The sequence below is a fragment of the Biomaibacter sp. TOL genome (genome assembly GCF_059717795.1).
On sequence record NZ_AP046092.1, the window covers coordinates 3604345 to 3622038 of the forward strand.

Genomic DNA, 17694 nt, shown 5'->3' on the forward strand with positions numbered 1-17694 from the left:
AAATCGGGGAATGATTGCAGCTTTCTAAATTATTGACAGCCTAAAAATCCAGGGATATAATTAAAGCTGCATTAAGCTTAGATTGGGGGAAGTGACTAAATGGATTCAAGAACAAAAAGCATACTTAAAATCGTAGCCGTGGTTGTTGTGGCGGCCTTTTTAGCTTATTCGCTTCTCGTGGGTTTTCAGGTGGCCGGCTACAAAGTTGTACCGATTAAAAAAGCAATTAAACTCGGTCTTGATTTACAGGGCGGAGTTTCAGTATTGCTCGAGGCGAAACCCAAGCCCGGCGAAACCGTTACCAGTGAAAAAATGAACGGAGCGGTAGAGGTAATAAGAGGAAGAGTAGATCAGTTGGGTGTAGCCGAACCTTTAATTGCCAGGCAGGGTGATGTAAGGATTAGAGTTGAGCTGCCGGGGGTCAAAGATTCTCAGAAGGCGCTGGACATTATTGGAAAGACGGCTTCTCTGGAATTTGTCGGACCTGACGGAAAAGTTATTCTAACAGGAGACGATGTAAGAGACGCAAAGGCGGTATATGGCAACAAGAATGAACCTATGGTGAGCCTGAAGCTGAATTCAGCTGGAGCAAAAAAATTTGCCGATGCTACTTCTAAATTTTTGCATCAACAGATTGCCATAAAGCTGGACAACCAGGTGATTTCAGCTCCGACAGTACAGGATGTAATTACCGGAGGAGATGCGGTAATTACCAATCTACCCAGCATAGACAAAGCCGGAGAACTGGCGACTCTGATCCGAGCCGGTTCACTTCCGGTGGACCTGGAACAGAGGCAAGTCACGGCCGTAGGCCCAACACTTGGGGCAGACTCTCTGAGTAAAAGTGTTAAGGCGGGGGAAATAGGCGTTATCCTGGTATTGCTGTTCATGCTGTTTTATTACCGTATTCCCGGCCTTGTAGCAGATTTTGCACTGATTTTATATGTTATGCTCGTATTGATAATTTTTACGGCCATCGGGGCTACATTGACTCTGCCGGGAATCGCAGGATTCATTCTTTCTATAGGTATGGCAGTGGATGCAAATGTGTTGATTTTTGAGAGACTGAAGGAAGAATTGCGCAACGGCAAGACTCTGAGAGCCGCCATAGACGGTGGATTTCATAGAGCCCTGACCACAATAATCGACTCCAATGTCACTACTATCATAGCGGCAGTCGTACTTTTATACTTTGGCTCCGGACCTATTAAAGGATTCGCAGTAACGCTTATAATAGGTATTCTCACCAGTATGTTTACAGCAATTACCGTTACAAGAATGATTCTGGTAAACCTGATAAACGCAAAGTTCTTCACCAACAAAAAACTATATGGTGTATAAGAGGTGAAAAAAGTGAAAACATATAAAATAATGGAGAAAAAGTGGCTCTGGTTTGGGATATCTCTTTCCATAATCGCCATAGGGTTGGTAAATATCTTTTTATACGGCCTGAACTGGGGCATAGATTTTACAGGGGGTAACATCCTTCAATACAATATTCATGAATCCTACAACCTGCAGGATGTAAGAAGTGTTTTGACCAAGTTCAATTTGAAGGACTATGATGTTAAAAAAGCCGGTGATTTGGGGCAGGAACTGATCATCCGAACGGTAGTGCTTACAAAAGAGCAGCAGGCTGATATTACCGCCGCATTGAAGCAAAAATGGGCCAAATCCGAACTTATAAGAGCTGAAAAAGTAGATGCCGTAATCGGAAAAGAACTTCAGCGGCAGGCTATTATCGGCCTGATTATAGCGAACATCGGCATGCTCATTTACATTACGTTCAGGTTTGAGTTCAAATCAGCTGTGGCTGCCATACTGGCGCTAATTCACGATGTGTTGATGGTAATAAGTTTATATGCCATTTTAAGGATTCCTGTTGACAGCACTTTTATCGCCGTAATACTGACGATAGTAGGTTATTCAATAAACGACACTATTGTGGTATTTGACAGGATAAGAGAAAATTTAAGGCTGATGAGGAAAGCATCATTCAACGATGTGGCAAATTTAAGTATTATTCAAACTCTGGCAAGGTCAATAAACACATCGTTGACCACCCTTTTGACTATAATTGCCCTTTTCCTGTTTGGCGGAGAGACTATAAAAGACTTTACTCTGGCGCTCATAGTTGGTATTGCCAGCGGAACATATTCTTCCATATTTATAGCAAGCCCGCTCTGGGCAATGTGGAGGCAAAAACCCGGAACCGCAAAAGCTTAAAAGAGGTGAAATGCCGTGTTTAAAGAATTGTTATATGCAGGTATAGGGCTTGCCACCCTGACTAAAGAAAAAGCTGAAGAAATTATCTCGGAACTGATAAAAAAAGGCGAACTGTCAAAAGATGACGGGAAAGATGCACTCAATAATTTGATGAGCAGGATGCAGGAAGAAAGGGATAAACTGAAGCAAAAAGTACAGGAACAGGTTGAAAATGCCATCTCTTCAATGAATATTGTAAGAAAATCAGACCTTGAAGAAATAAAACGTCGGTTGGAAATACTGGAAGAAAAAGTTAATAAAATTATTGATGAAAAAGAGGCGTAAAAACCTCTTTTTCTTTTATTAAAAATATCCTTTTCGGAGAAAATATTTTTATGACAAAAGGATTTTTCGAGAGGGATGTGTTATGAAAAATTTTTCACAACTTGTACGTCACCAGGGAAACGATTCTTTATTTGACATGATCGAGATTTCCATTCTCGGAACCATGGCAAATATGCCGGTACATTTTCATGCCGAGGGCCTAAGAGGTACGGGCAAAACTACGATTATAAGAGCAGCAAAACAAATTTTGCCTAAAATTGAAAGAATAAAGGAGTGTGAGTACAACTGCGATCCACAAAACCCTCATTGTCCCGATCACAGGAATCTTTCAAAAACAGAAATCGAAAAGCTGGGTATTGAACAAATTGAAATGCCGTTTTTGGAAATATCTCCATCGGCTAAAAAAGGTACAGTGGTCGGAAGCATTGACCTAAAAAAAATTGCATCAAAAGACAATCCGGAAGCTGCGCTGCTTTTAGGGACTATTCCGCGGGCCCATAGGGGAATTATTTTTGTGGATGAAATAAACCGCATTGCAGACACCTCGCCGGAACTTGCGGATATCCTGCTGGATGTAATGGGAACCAAACCCGGAAGAATTCAAATAGAGGAAGTTGGATTGCCAACCGTCGTGATACCGGTTCAAGTTAGCGTCTGGGCGGCTTCAAATCCCGACGAAGAGCCGGGGCCTCTTGAGGATATAAGAAGACAGCTTTCCGACCGGTTTGATTTTACAGTGAATGTAGAAAGACCACTGGATACAAGTGTTTTAAAGATGATATTGGATGGAAACAATGAACACAATTACGATAGTATAATGATAGAAGCTAAAAAAGAAAAATTCCGGCAAACTCAAACAATAATCAATGATTTTTTCCTTTCTGATGAAATAAAGGCCATTCTGGCTTCGATGTATGTGGATTTTGGTCTGGAGAGCCTGAGAAGCATTGAAGCAATAATGCTGGGGGCGAGAATAAGGGGAGCGCTTCTGGGAAAATCTCCGGATATCGAAGAAATTATATTTTTGTCAAGATTCGCCCTTCGCCACAGGATGGACGCTAAAAATTTAAATGAACTTATGAAGTATCTAGAACAAAAAAGATATCAAGCTGAAAAAAAATCGGAACCCGTAGTAAAAATCCTGGACCCGGAATCAAAAAAAATATTTTGCAAAAAACTAACAATGAAAAGACCGGGGCGAATGTCAGGAAATTACAGGATAGATTTTTTAATCCTGTTGAAAAAATGATCTCATATTTAACAAATAAATTTTCGCCTTCTGCAGGCGGAAAAAGCAGCAGACCACTTTCATTTGACCCTAAAAATATAGACATTAAGGCTCCTTCGGGAAAGGCTTTATCCATTAAGCAGTTGGAGTTAAAGGATTATGTAAAAAAAGAGGAGGAACTCCGCAGGTGATACATGTAGAAATACTCCGCTCAGAACTGGAGAAAAACAGGGGGGTAAGGATTGGAGAAACCGCGGTAGTCAGCAGAAAAATTCACACCATAGACCCGCATCAACCGGAAGAAGTGCATATAATAATGAACTCCGATGCTGGACGGGTTTTTTACAATCGGTTTAATGAAAATGAAATCATCCATATAGATTTGTTTCACGAAATCGCTGCTATTGATATTAAAAAAGCTGCCGAATACTTAAAAAAAAGCATGGTAGAAGGTGGTTTGAACAATTTTATTGATTATATAGATATTCAGACCGGAAGCGGCGGCGGCAGGCTTTCCGGTAGTTTAAACTATGGTCTGAGTGAAAGCCTTAAAAAAGACCACCTGAACCATGTCCACCTGGGGGGTTTAATTCCCGATGATAGGCTTGATATGGTGTTTTTTCTGGTAGATAAGGTGGAAGAAGTTTTACAATTGCAAAATATTGAATTAAGAAAAGTGGAAAAAATCTTCAATGAAATAGGCAACTGCCCCATAGATATGTCACCCTACGCCACTGATTCGGATTCCAACCTCAGACAGAATTGGTCAAACACTTCCGATAATAAGATAAGCCGGGAAGCCGCAGCTTTAATTGAGCATTTTAACAGTATAAGAGAAATTGAGGATATTTTAGATACTTTGAGCAAAAGTAAGGCCTCGGGTGATAACCTATACAATTTAAAGAAAAAATACGGTGACATGGATGACATAATTAAGCATATGGAACAAAACAATTTTATTGAAAAAGACTCAAATTGCTATTGCCTCACCAGGGATGGAATAAAGCTGAAGGATTATTTTAAAGTAAACCGAAAAGAATTGGAGCTAATGTTAAAGAAATCCATAAAAAATTTACCGAAACAAAAAAATAACAATGGGTTTCACATCGCGTATTCTTCAAATAGGACAGGTCTGGATAATAAGGGCCCACTTATTTCTGAAACATTTAATCCGGCAAATTGGATTGTGGAACTGGAAATAAATGAAACAGTAAAAAACGCCCTTACCAGATGCTATTACAAAAAAGAAAGATTCAGTATAGATGAGCAGGACCTTGTTTTTTTAAAGCGCAATCCAAAGATGAGCCAGGACATATGTCTTATTATAGACGCCAGTGCCAGTATGGCAGGTTACCGGCTTAGAAATGCCAAGTTTTTGGCAAAACACCTGGTGCTCAATTTTCATAGAAGGGTTAGTGTGCTGGCTTTTCAGGAAAGGGAAGTCAAAGTGTATGTGCCTTTTACCAGAAACTTCAGCACTCTTGATGCGGGGCTCAATGAAATAACATCCACTGGTCTCACACCTCTGGCCCTCGCTATTGATAAGGGCATTTCATATATGAGTTCCAGACTTGTAAAAAATCCCCTGATAATACTCATAACCGATGGAATCCCCACCGTCTCCCTCTGGACGCAAGACCCCATCAAAGATGCTATAAATGCGGCATTAAAAATAGCGAGAAAAAAAATAGATTTTTGCTGTATTGGCCTTCAGCCTAATAAAGATTGCCTTATAAATATTACTAAGGCGGCAAAGGGAAAACTTTTTGTGGTGGATGAGCTAAACAGGGATGTACTTTTAGATGTCACAAGGGAAAGTGGACAATTGTTATAACGACTGCGGCATTCATCTGCCCGCTTGCGGGCAAGATAATGCCGCACAAAGTTTCATCAAAATCTACCTCTTAAATAATTTCGAGGATTGCCTCGAAGAGTTAGGATCGAAGATTTAGATATAGAAAAATGGAGGATTTTGAGAAAAAATATAGAATAAACAAAATAAAACCCAAAAAGAATAGGGGGTCTTTTATGCAGTTAGTTCTAGTGTTTGCATTGATATTTGCATTCCTGGTAGCTGTTTTTGCCATATCCAATGCCAATGAAGTTGTAATCCGGTTTCCCTGGGGAAATTACCCCATCTCCCAGGCACTGGTCATTCTCGGATCTGCCGCTATCGGATCGGTAGTAGTATTGATGCTGGGAGTCTTTTCACAGGTTAAATCAAAAGTAAAAATGTGGGAATATCAGGGGAAAATTAAAAAACTGGAGAAAGAGCTCAAAGAAGTGAAAGAACAGTATGAAACAGTGAAAAAAGCAATGGAAGCTCAAAATGCAGAGGATATGCACGATGAAGGCATACCCCAGAAAACCGATGCTTCATCATAATGTAATTAGCCTGATAAAAACACAACCGCAGGCTCTATACCGGTTGTGTTTTTTATTGATATAATAAATTGTTTAGTTTATAATTAATATTGTTTAGCAATGAACTTTAAACCAAAATCAGGGGAAGACCGTTTATATGATGAGAAGTGCCGAATGGAAGATAAGTCCGAGGGAAACATTCCATGAAGTAATAAACTTTCCGGAGTTAAATCCTATAATTTTGCAACTGTTGAGAAAAAGGGGGGTCGAATCCCAAGAACAGATTGAAAGGTTTCTGGACCCGCGAATAGAATGCCTGTACAATCCAATGCTGATGAAGGATATGGGAAAAGCAGTTGATAGAATAAAGAGCGCCGTAAAGAAATGTGAGAAGATAACAGTTTATGGAGATTATGATGTAGATGGTATAACAAGTACCTGCATAATGATGAAAACCTTGAAAAAAATGGGTGGCGATGTTGATTATTATATTCCTTCAAGGATCGATGAAGGCTATGGCTTGAATAGGGATTCTATTGATAAAATCCACGGGCGGGGTACGACCCTTATAATAACGGTGGATAACGGCATTAGTAGTTTTGAAGAAGTGGAGTATGCAAAGAGTCTAGGTATTGATGTCATCATTACGGACCACCATGAGCCTCAAGATCTAATCCCGCAGGCCGTGGCAGTAGTTAATCCAAAACAAAACAATTGCAATTATCCATTCAAGAATCTGGCAGGTGTGGGAGTAGCTTTAAAGCTGGCCCATGCCCTGACCGACCTTGATCAGCAAACTTTGGAAGATAATCTGGAGCTGGCAGCCCTTGGCACCATAGCAGATATTGTGCCGCTTCTGGATGAAAACCGTATAATTGCAAAGTATGGGCTTAAACACCTGGAAAAAACCGACAATGAGGGCTTAAAAGCTATGAAGTCACTGCTCAATATATCGGATATCAAGCTGGACGCTACAAAGGTGAGCTTTTTACTGGCACCAAGGTTGAATGCAGTTGGCCGGATTTCCAGTGCGGATATAGCCGTGGAACTTCTTCTTACCAAGGATGAAACTAAAGCCTTTGAATTAGCTCGGACCCTTGAAAAAATAAATCAAGAAAGACAGGCTATCGAATCGAAAATTCTCACCCAGGCGCGAGAAATGATCGAGAAGGGCCTGGATCTGGATGAAGAGAGAGTAATTGTAGCTTCAAGCCATGAATGGCATCCCGGAGTCATAGGAATAGTGGCATCCAAGCTGGTAGAAATTTATAACCGGCCATGTATATTAATAGCATTGGAGGGTGAAGAGGGTAAGGGCTCAGGAAGGAGCATTCCCGGTTTTAATATTTTTGAAGCTTTGAGCCAGGTTTCCCATCTACTAACAAGGTACGGCGGTCACGAACAGGCAGCGGGACTTGCCATAAGCGTCAACAATATAGAGATTTTTAGAGAAGAAATCAACAAAATTGCTGGGAATACATTAAAGAGAAGGTATACTCCTGAATTAAACATAGAAATGGAATTGAAGGAAGAAGACATAACTATGGACCTCGCAGGTCAACTTGAATTACTAGAACCCTTTGGATATGGCAACCCAAAACCTGTTTTCATGTGTAAAAACTTTTGTGTCAACCATATTCGCACCGTGGGAAGCGAAAACAGGCATTTGAAGCTCAGCCTCAAGAAAAAACAAAAACAGATAGCGGCTATAGGTTTTAATTTTGGTTTGTATAAAGAAGAATTAAATATGGCCCCAGTAGTGGATATTGCTTTTTACCTTGAGGTAAACCGGTGGCAGGGAATTACGGAACCACAATTGAAAATAAAAGACATAAAAATACCCTATTTACAGGATGAACTACTGATTAAAATTGAGGAAGGTTATTATAAGAGATTTTATTCCACCTTTAAAAATGAAATTGTTCGGCTCGCTTTTTCAAAACTCCTACCGGACATGAGTAGCGCTGAGTTTATAAAAAATGAGGATACTTGGGAGAAAAATGAGTATGTAAAGAAACTATTTTTGAAAGACCGGAGGGTCCTGGTCATAATAAATACCCCGTATCAGGCATGGCAGCTTCTGGAATATTTAAAAGACATGGAGCACATAAAAAATGATACCGGAGTGTTTTTCAGCTTAAATCCGGATACCGAGAGGGAAAAAAAGAATATTATATTGATAAATCCTATAGATATAGGTAGTAAAAAAAACGCGGACGATATAGTTTTTTATGATGCACCATTTAGCGCCCAAATTCTCGGATTGAGGTTAAAAAATATGTCTACCGGTTCTATAATTCATGCTATTTTTAAAAAGGCGGACTTTCGTTTTAACCATATGGTGTGTCAAAAAATGCTTCCTGAAATAGAAGACATGCGGAAGATATACAGTTTGCTCGACAGATTATCGCCTGACAAGTTGAGTTTTATAATGAATATCAATGATTTCAAAAACCAATTACGCCAGTATATTGATTTTGATTTACATTACATGGGTTTGATTAATGTTTTAAAAGTTTTTCAGGAAATGGGAATCATTAATTTTAAGATAAAGCATGGTTTTATACAGATTGATAAAAAAAACGGCCAGCCGCGAAAGACCAGCCTTGAAACATCGAATACATATCGTGAATTTATTTTTATCAAAAAAAAGCTTATAGAATTTGAAAAATTACAAGGGGGAATATGATTCAAATGGACTTAAAGCAAAAAATCAGGGTTATCGAGGATTTTCCAAAAAAGGGCATCAGTTTTAAGGATATTACTACATTGTTAAAAGATGGTGAGGCTTATAAATATGCTATCAAGTCTCTTGCAGACCTAATAAGGCAAAAGGAATTTGATCTAATTGCCGGCCCAGAAGCCCGGGGATTCATCATCGGAGCCCCGCTAGCTTATGAACTGGGAGTTGGATTTGTTCCGGCAAGAAAAAGGGGGAAATTGCCGGGAGAAACCGTACAGGCGGAATACAAGCTTGAATATGGCACCGATGTCCTGGAAATGCATGTAGATGCAATAAAAAAAGGTCAAAAAGTTATAGTTGCAGATGATTTGCTGGCTACAGGAGGCACCATTTTTTCCACCATAGAGCTGGTAGAAAAAATGGGCGGAGTTGTTTCAACAGTAGTTTTTTTGATTGAACTTACCGACTTAAATGGTAGGGACAACCTGGCCGGTTATGACGTGATTTCACTAATAAAATATTAAACGGAGCAGGGGTGGAAGATTTGAATTTTGCTTTGCTTGAAAAACATATATTGTCTTATAACCCTTCTGCTGACCTCTCACTGGTTAGGAGAGCCTATGAATTTGCAAAAAACGCCCACAGCGGTCAGCACCGGGTATCAGGTGAACTTTTCATATTCCACCCCCTAGAAGTGGCTATTATTCTTGCAGACCTGGAACTTGACATAGCCACAATTGCGGCAGGTCTACTACATGATGTAGTTGAGGATACACAATACACAGTAGAAGATATTGAAAAAAACTTTGGCACAGAAATCGCACTGCTTGTCGATGGAGTGACAAAACTGGGAAAGCTGGAATATAGGACAAAAGAAGAACAGCAGGCGGAAAACCTGAGAAAAATGTTTCTAGCTATGGCCAAAGACATTCGGATAATCCTTATCAAACTTGCTGACCGCCTTCACAATATGAGGACTTTAAAATACCTTCCAAAGGAAAAACAGAAAGAAAAAGCTATAGAAACGGTCGAAATCTTTGCCCCCCTTGCTCACCGTCTCGGAATCTCAAAAATAAAATGGGAACTGGAGGACCTTGCCTTTAGATACCTGGAGCCTGAACATTACTATGAACTGGTAGACAAGGTTGCAAAAAAAAGGAAAGAGCGGGAAGAGCACATAAATAGAATGATTAATATATTGAGAGAGAAATTGTCAGCCTCGGGAATATCGGCCGATATTCAAGGACGTCCGAAACATTTTTATAGCATTTACAAAAAAATGAAAGAACAGAATAAAACTTTTGAGCAAATATATGATCTGACGGCGGTAAGAGTTATTGTAGACAGTATTAGAGACTGTTATGCCGCTCTGGGAGTGGTCCATACGTTATGGAAACCTATTCCCGGACGCTTCAAAGATTATATTGCGATGCCGAAGCCAAATATGTATCAATCTCTGCATACAACAGTAATAGATTCGCTGGGAGATCCCCTTGAGATTCAAATAAGAACTTACGAGATGCACAGGACTGCGGAATACGGTATTGCGGCCCACTGGCGATACAAAGAGGGTGATAAGGGAGACAGAGAATTTGATAAAAAATTATCATGGCTGAGAGAAATCCTGGACTGGCAGCGCGAACTGAAGGATGCCCGAGAGTTCATGGAATCCTTGAAAATCGATCTGTTTACCGATGAAGTTTATGTCTTTACTCCCAGAGGAGATGTAATAGATCTGCCTATGGGTTCCTGCCCTATAGATTTTGCATATAGAATTCATACCGATGTTGGAAACCGATGTACCGGAGCAAAGGTTAATGGTAAAATGGTACCCCTCGATTATAAACTGGCTAACGGCGATATCATTGAAATAATAACATCTGCGCACAGTAATGGGCCAAGCAGGGACTGGTTGAATATCGTCAAATCTACTCAGGCAAAAAATAAAATAAGGCAATGGTTTAAAAAAGAGCGGCGCGAAGAAAACATTGCCCGCGGGAAGGATATGCTCGAAAAAGAGGCCAGGAGACAGGGGTATGATATATATCAACTGCTCAAATATGACTTTATCCCCAATCTTCTTAAAAAAATGAGTCTTTCAAATCTGGAAGATTTATATGCCGCCATAGGATACGGTGGCATAACATCGAATCATGCTCTGCAAAAGATACTTGACGAATACAGGAAAAATGTAAAAGCAGAAAAAACGGAATCAACTGTTGATAAAAACGAAGCAAGGATAAAGGGCAAGAGAAAGGTTGATCAGGGCATAAAGGTAGATGGAATGGACAATCTCTTGATAAAATTTTCGAGATGTTGTAATCCGGTACCTGGTGATAGGATAGTTGGATATATAACGAGAGGGAGGGGCGTATCAATTCATAGAACGGACTGCCCCAATGTGGTTAACAATCTGTATGACAGGGAACGTTTGATTGAAGTAAAATGGGAAGGAATCCAAGAGTCGTCATATCCGGTGGAAATCGAGGCTTCAGCCTTTGACAGGCCCGGGGTACTTTCAGATATAATAAATATTATAGGAGACATGAAAACCACTATCGATGCCGTAAATGCCAGAGCTTCAAAGAATGGCGTAGCAGTGATCGACCTGGTGCTGGAAATAAATGATAAGCAACATCTTGAAAATATAATGCAAAAAATACGAAAGGTTCATGGAATTTATGATGTTCGAAGGGTCATGAACCAATAATAGGAGGAATATAAATGCGAGCCGTAGTGCAGAGGGTAAAATCTGCATCGGTGACAATAGGGCAGGAAGAAGTAGCTGTAATAGACAAAGGTCTGGTGGTATTTCTCGGAGTGGAAATCGGAGATAATATCGCTGATGCAAGTTATCTAGCAGAAAAAGTTGTTACCTTAAGGATATTTGAAGACGAAGATGGAAAAATGAATAAATCTCTCAGGGATATTGACGGAGAGCTGTTGGTCGTATCACAGTTTACCATTATGGGAGATGTGAGAAGAGGGAGGAGACCCAGCTTCACACAGGCGGCTCCGCCTGAAGAAGCGGAGAAATTATACAATGACTTTGTGGATATTTGCCGGGGCAAGATAACGAAGGTAGTTACAGGCAGATTTCAAGCGGAGATGCTGGTCAAAATATTTAATGATGGTCCCGTTACTATTTTGCTTGACAGCAAGAAGCTTTTTTAGGAGGTTTGTCATGTTATTGAAATGTCTGCAGGTAGGGATGATGGCGGCTAACTGTTATATTCTGGGGGATGAAAATAGCAAGAAAGCGGTTATTATTGACCCAGGAGGAAACTCTGAAGATATTTTAAGTATAGTATCAAAAGAGAAATTTACAGTGGATTTAATAATGCTCACTCATGGTCATGCAGACCATATCGCGGGCCTTGAGGAGGTCAGACTGTCTACAGGCGCCAGAGTTGCAATCCATGAAAAAGACGCACCCATGTTGCTTTTTCCAGAGCAAAACCTTTCCGCATTTATGGGGACGAGCCTTAGCTTTTCACCAGCGGAAATAAAATTGAAAGGTAACGAAAAGTTGACTGTGGGAGATTTGACTTTGGATGTTATTCATACCCCCGGCCACACTCCCGGGAGCATTTCTATAAAGGTGGATAATATAATATTTACAGGAGATACCCTGTTTGCCGGATCTATAGGAAGAAGTGATTTTCCGGGGAGCTCCTTTAAACAGTTAATATCTTCCATAAAAGACAAATTGTTAGTACAGGATGAAAGTTCAGTAATATATCCAGGTCATGGAATTAAATCCACAATTAAACAGGAAAAAGCTACCAACCCTTTCCTGCGTTAAATATTTATTATTTTTTAGGAAAAACTAATACTATATTGGAGCGGGAGGGAAGTTATGGTGAAAAAAAACAGACTAGCAAAAGGCCTTAATTCCGGTACCGACGATTATCAGGACTTTGTCGAACTGTTTGAAGAAGATGTCATGGATGAGGAAATAGCCAGAGATATGAATATTGACATCGAGACCGTGAGAAGTATAAAAAAGGAGCTGCAGGACGAAGAAGTGGCTGATGGTCCTTCCCTTTTCTTTAAAACTTCAAAAAGCAAAAAAAACCGGCGGCAAATTTGATTACCGCCGGAAAATATTTTTATTGAGGCTTCTTGCCGACAACCAGAGAAATGTATAGAGTTTGACCATTTCTATAAACTACCAGCACCATCTTATCATTTACTTTTGCCTTGCTGACAGTTTCAACCACATCGTTGGAATTTTTAATGATGGTATCATTTATTTTTATTATTACATCTCCCTGTTGAAGACCGGCTTTTTCCGCAGGGCTGTCTGGATAGACATATGTTATGATAGCGCCGTTCTGGTCTTTTAACTTGAAATAATCAACCAAATCTTTTGTCAGGTCTTGAAGTCCCACACCTATATACGGTCTTGTTATCGAACCATTTTTAATAAGGTCATCTAAAACTTCTTTCGCAGTATTTATCGGTATGGCAAAACCAATTCCCTGAGCCTGGGCATTGATGGCAGTATTTATACCTATTACATCGCCGTTAAGAGAAATCAAAGGTCCTCCACTGTTGCCCGGGTTTATGGCAGCGTCGGTCTGTATGAGATTTTTATAAACGCGATCTTTTCCGGAGCTTTCATCAGAGATGGTGACAGGTCTGCCTTTAGCGCTGATGACCCCAACCGTTACTGTATGATCCAGTCTGTAGGGATTGCCTATTGCGATTACCCATTCGCCAACCCTCATACTGTCAGAATTACCGAGGTTTAAGTAAGGCAACTTTTTTGAAGAATTAATTTTCAACACCGCAAGATCAAGATCAAAGTCTTTCCCCACTACCGTGGCTTTGAAAGGGTTTTCAAACCCTTTTACCGTTACATTTACTTCTTTAGCGTTATCGATGACATGTTCATTTGTCAAAATGTAACCGTCTGCGTTGATGATGAATCCTGAACCTATACCTTTACTTACTCTTGACTTGGGTTGTATTCTAAAGTCGTTTCCAAAAAATTGTCTGAAGAAAGGATCGTTCAAAAATGAGTCTGTTGAAGAAGTGCTTTCAACGGTTGTTTCAATGTACACTACTGCATTGCTGGCATTGTCTACTATATCCGGTATGCCTGTGGGGAGAGCTGTCTCAGGAGCGGAAGTGTTTACTAGAGCAGTACCCTGTATACCAGCTTTTGCGGAATTTGAAGGGTTTATCATATTATATGCCGATATACCGCCGATGACAAGCGCGGCGCCGAGGGCAAGCCCTAGCAGTACTGCTATCAAGTATTTGTGTTTATTAAAGAGAGTCATTTTAAAACCTCCCAAAAGTGTTTTTATAAGTTCTATTATTATTTTATCCTGTGATTTTATTGAGTTTATGTTGAATTTGTTAGGAATTTGTGAATTTATTAAACTAAGGTTTTCTAACTAGAGGTACATTATCATTGAGGAAAACTATAAGTAAAATAAATATAAATTATCAAAGTAATATATTGACATGTAAAAAAAGATTTCATATAATTAAAAACAAAAAAGGCAAAAGGCAAAGAAGGGGCAGCAGGCATAAAACTCAACAGGGAAAAAGCGCCGCGATTGAGAGCGCTTTTTGAGTAATTTATACCGAAAAAAACACCCCGGAGCCTATACTCCGAATAACAGTAGGGGTATACGAAAAACGCGTTAGAGTTTACAAAGTGGGTTTTTTACCAAACAGGGTGGCACCGCGGAAAAAGCTTCCGTCCCTGATTTATGTCAGCGACGGGAGTTTTTATTATGTCATTAGGAGGAGATGGCAATGCTTACACAAGCTCCGAGAGGAACCAGGGATATTTTGCCTGAGGAAGCCGTAAAATGGGTTTTCCTTGAGAATAAATTCAGGGAAATATGCAGAAGGTTTTCCTATAAAGAAATACGGACGCCGGTTTTCGAACACACGGAGCTCTTCAAGAGAGTCGTGGGCGAAACGACGGATATAGTTGAAAAGGAAATGTACACATTCCAAGATAAATCGGGCAGGAGCATAACATTGAAGCCTGAAGGAACTGCGCCTGTCGCCAGAGCGTATATAGAACATAAATTGTACACACAGCCTCTGCCGGTAAAACTATTTTACGTAACGCCGGGGTTCAGATACGAGAGGCCGCAGGCAGGGAGGCTGCGGGAATTTCACCAGTTCGGAGTGGAAGCTTTTGGGTCTCAAAGCCCCCACATCGATGTGGAGATTATGGCACTAGCAATGCAGTTTTTGAAGGAGATGGGCCTTGAAGATGTAATACTTCATATAAATTCCATCGGTTGTAAAATATGCAGGTTAGAATATAAAAAGGCTTTAAAAGATTTTCTTGGTGAAAGCAAACAAAAGCTTTGTGAGACATGCAAATCAAGACTGAATAGAAATCCACTGAGGATTCTGGATTGCAAAAATCCCGAATGCAGGGAGGTGCTCGAAGGAGCTCCGATTGTGCTTGATTACCTTTGCGACTACTGTAAATCCCACTTTGAAATGGTAAAAAATGATCTATCATTAATAAATATCGATTATGCAGTGGACCCGAGGATTGTAAGAGGTCTTGATTATTATACAAAAACGGTTTTTGAAATAATCTCGAACGATCTGGGAGCCCAGAGTACCGTATGCGGCGGTGGAAGATACGACAATCTCCTTGAAGAATGCGGCGGGCCGCCGACTCCTGCAGCAGGTTTCGGGATGGGGATAGAGCGCCTTATGACTATCCTGGAAAAAAAGAATATGTTGAATTTGCCCCAAGAAACCGTAGATGTATTCATAGCAGTTATGAATGATGAATATTGGGATGCGGTGCTTAAGCTTCTCTACGGTTTTAGAGAAAAAGGAATTTCGGTGGAAACCGACTACCTGAAAAGAAGCTTAAAAGCCCAGATGAAATATGCCGATAAAATTTTAGCCAAATTTGCCCTGATAATAGGTGAAGAAGAAATAAAATCGGGATTTTTTACCGTAAAAGACCTTGCCGATGGAGAACAATATAGGGTCGATGGTAAAGAAATTATTGAATATATATCAAATCGTATACGGAAAGGTTGTGTCGAACATGAATGAAAAAATTAAGAGAACTCACTCCTGCGGCCAATTGAGGGAAAGCGACGTCGGAAAAGAAGTTGTATTGATGGGTTGGGTACAGACTCGTCGGGATCTGGGAGGAATAATTTTTGTAGACATAAGAGACCGGAGCGGTGTATGCCAGGTGGTAATCAATCCCGATTGCTTTGAGGCATTTAAAAAAGCGGAAGAAATAAGGAGCGAATACGTCATTGCGGTAAAGGGTAGGGTGTCTTTGAGACCTGAAGAAAATGTGAATCCAAAAATTCCTACCGGATTTGTGGAAGTGGCATGTAAAAGGCTTGACATCTTGAGCAGGTCAAAAACGCCACCTTTCCCGATTGAGGACAACATAAACGTGGATGAGAGTGTAAGACTTAAATACAGGTATCTGGATTTAAGACGACCAAAAATGTTAAACAACATACTTTTCCGTAGCAGCGTAAACAAGGCTATAAGGGACTTTTTATCCGAAAACGGATTTATAGAAGTGGAAACTCCCATGCTTACCAGAAGCACTCCTGAAGGAGCAAGAGACTATCTGGTGCCCAGCAGGGTCAACCCCGGTTGCTTTTACGCTCTCCCTCAGTCCCCCCAACTTTTCAAACAGCTGTTGATGGTGTCAGGTTTTGAACGCTATTATCAAATTGCCAGGTGCTTCAGGGATGAGGATTTAAGGGCGGACAGACAGCCCGAATTCACACAACTTGACCTTGAAATGTCTTTTGTGGACGTGGATGATGTCATCGAGTTAAATGAGAAATTAATAAAATATGTGGTGGAACAAGTAACGCAAAGAAAAGTGGATATACCTTTCAGAAGGCTAACTTATAAAGAAGCCATGGACAGGTTCGGTTCGGATAAACCAGATTTGAGATTCGGCATGGAGATGGTGGAAGTATCCGATATAGTCTCTAAAAGTGAATTTAAGGTATTTACCGATGCGGTAAAGGGCGGAGGCATTGTAAAAGGCATAAATGTTGAAAAAGGCGGCAAGATTTTTAGCCGCCGGCAAATAGACGAACTGGTGGAAAAGGCCAAAGAGTTCGGCGCCAAAGGGATGGCGTGGATAAACGTTTCGCCTGAAGGTGTAAAATCACCCATAGCCAAATTTTTTACTGAAGATACCATGAATGAATTATTACAAAGAATGAATGCAAAAAACGGCGATTTGTTAATATTTATTTCAGATAAGGCAAAAGCAAGTGTACTGTCAATTATGGGTCAGATGAGGCTTTATCTTGGCAAAACCCTTGGTTTGTTGAAAAAAGACGCAATGGAATTTGTTTGGGTCACAGAGTTTCCATTACTGGAATACGACGAAGAAGAAAAGAGATTTGTGGCAATGCATCATCCTTTTACTTCGCCTATGGATGAAGACATTCCGCTTCTTGATAGCGATCCTGCCAATGTTAGGGCAAAAGCTTATGATATAGTATTAAATGGTACGGAACTCGGCGGAGGCAGTATAAGAATTCACAACTCTTCAATTCAGCAGAAAATGTTTAAAGTTCTGGGATTCACCGAAGAAAGGGCAAAAAGCAATTTCGGATTTTTACTGCAGGCTTTTGAATATGGTACACCTCCTCACGGCGGTATAGCTTATGGTCTGGACCGTATGGTAATGCTTCTTCTAGGCCTCGATAGTATAAGGGATTGCATCGCATTTCCCAAAACTCAGAATGCGATGTGCCTTATGACGGGTGCCCCCGCTGAAGTTGAAACCAGACAATTGAGGGAACTCCATATACAGGTGAAAATTTAAACTGCATGCTCTAAACTTGATTAAAAACGGGATTTGTGGTATTAT

At 40.3% G+C, this 17694-nt stretch carries 15 protein-coding genes and 1 other annotated feature; of the genes, 14 read left to right on the top strand and 1 reads right to left on the bottom strand.

The features are described 5' to 3' along the window. The first annotated feature begins 99 nt into the window (after positions 1-99). From secD to AC6I1H_RS17995, 12 genes are all read left to right on the top strand, one after another. Positions 100-1341 (top strand): protein translocase subunit SecD, encoded by a 1242-nt coding sequence (gene secD / locus AC6I1H_RS17940; RefSeq protein ID WP_497738863.1) that lies wholly within the window; start codon positions 100-102, stop codon positions 1339-1341. 12 nt (positions 1342-1353) lie between these two features. Continuing rightward, the gene (secF, locus tag AC6I1H_RS17945; protein WP_497738864.1) at positions 1354-2226 is read left to right on the top strand and encodes a protein translocase subunit SecF; all 873 of its coding nucleotides are present in this window, start codon (positions 1354-1356) and stop codon (positions 2224-2226) included. Between the two features lie 15 nt (positions 2227-2241). Then, positions 2242-2550 carry a phasin family protein gene (locus tag AC6I1H_RS17950; protein ID WP_497738865.1) on the top strand — a complete coding sequence of 103 codons (309 nt, stop codon included), beginning with the start codon at positions 2242-2244 and terminating at the stop codon, positions 2548-2550. An 82-nt stretch (positions 2551-2632) separates the two neighbouring features. After that, positions 2633-3799 carry a magnesium chelatase ATPase subunit I gene (locus tag AC6I1H_RS17955; protein WP_497738866.1) on the top strand — a complete coding sequence of 389 codons (1167 nt, stop codon included), beginning with the start codon at positions 2633-2635 and terminating at the stop codon, positions 3797-3799. Positions 3800-3965: 166 nt separating this feature from the next. After that, positions 3966-5612, top strand: a complete 1647-nt coding sequence (locus AC6I1H_RS17960; RefSeq protein WP_497738867.1) for a VWA domain-containing protein — start codon at positions 3966-3968, stop codon at positions 5610-5612. Positions 5613-5806: 194 nt separating this feature from the next. Further along, positions 5807-6163 carry a LapA family protein gene (locus tag AC6I1H_RS17965; protein WP_497738868.1) on the top strand — a complete coding sequence of 119 codons (357 nt, stop codon included), beginning with the start codon at positions 5807-5809 and terminating at the stop codon, positions 6161-6163. Positions 6164-6299: 136 nt separating this feature from the next. Continuing rightward, positions 6300-8831 (top strand): single-stranded-DNA-specific exonuclease RecJ, encoded by a 2532-nt coding sequence (recJ, locus tag AC6I1H_RS17970; protein ID WP_497738869.1) that lies wholly within the window; start codon positions 6300-6302, stop codon positions 8829-8831. Positions 8832-8836: 5 nt separating this feature from the next. Next, positions 8837-9349, top strand: a complete 513-nt coding sequence (locus tag AC6I1H_RS17975; RefSeq protein WP_497738870.1) for an adenine phosphoribosyltransferase — start codon at positions 8837-8839, stop codon at positions 9347-9349. A gap of 20 nt (positions 9350-9369) precedes the next feature. Beyond that, positions 9370-11535: a RelA/SpoT family protein gene (locus AC6I1H_RS17980; protein WP_497738871.1), complete on the top strand. Its 2166-nt coding sequence runs from the start codon at positions 9370-9372 to the stop codon at positions 11533-11535. A gap of 14 nt (positions 11536-11549) precedes the next feature. Beyond that, on the top strand, positions 11550-11999 hold the full coding sequence (dtd, locus tag AC6I1H_RS17985) for a D-aminoacyl-tRNA deacylase (protein ID WP_497738872.1): 450 nt from the start codon (positions 11550-11552) through the stop codon (positions 11997-11999). Positions 12000-12009: 10 nt separating this feature from the next. Beyond that, positions 12010-12630 carry an MBL fold metallo-hydrolase gene (locus tag AC6I1H_RS17990; protein ID WP_497738873.1) on the top strand — a complete coding sequence of 207 codons (621 nt, stop codon included), beginning with the start codon at positions 12010-12012 and terminating at the stop codon, positions 12628-12630. Positions 12631-12684: 54 nt separating this feature from the next. Continuing rightward, a complete protein-coding gene (locus AC6I1H_RS17995; RefSeq protein WP_497738874.1) occupies positions 12685-12918 on the top strand; it encodes a hypothetical protein in 234 nt (77 codons plus the stop codon). A 19-nt stretch (positions 12919-12937) separates the two neighbouring features. On the opposite strand, the gene AC6I1H_RS18000 is transcribed toward AC6I1H_RS17995, so the two are convergent. After that, positions 12938-14116, bottom strand: coding sequence for a S1C family serine protease (locus AC6I1H_RS18000; RefSeq protein WP_497738875.1), 1179 nt, complete (start codon positions 14114-14116; stop codon positions 12938-12940). A gap of 226 nt (positions 14117-14342) precedes the next feature. After that, positions 14343-14552, top strand: a binding site (T-box leader). 48 nt (positions 14553-14600) lie between these two features. Between AC6I1H_RS18000 and hisS the strand changes: the two genes are divergently transcribed. Both hisS and aspS read left to right on the top strand, forming a co-directional pair. After that, positions 14601-15884, top strand: coding sequence for a histidine--tRNA ligase (gene hisS / locus AC6I1H_RS18005; RefSeq protein WP_497738876.1), 1284 nt, complete (start codon positions 14601-14603; stop codon positions 15882-15884). Continuing rightward, on the top strand, positions 15877-17649 hold the full coding sequence (aspS, locus tag AC6I1H_RS18010) for an aspartate--tRNA ligase (RefSeq protein WP_497738877.1): 1773 nt from the start codon (positions 15877-15879) through the stop codon (positions 17647-17649). Before hisS ends, aspS begins: the two co-directional genes overlap by 8 nt. Positions 17650-17694: the final 45 nt, after the last annotated feature.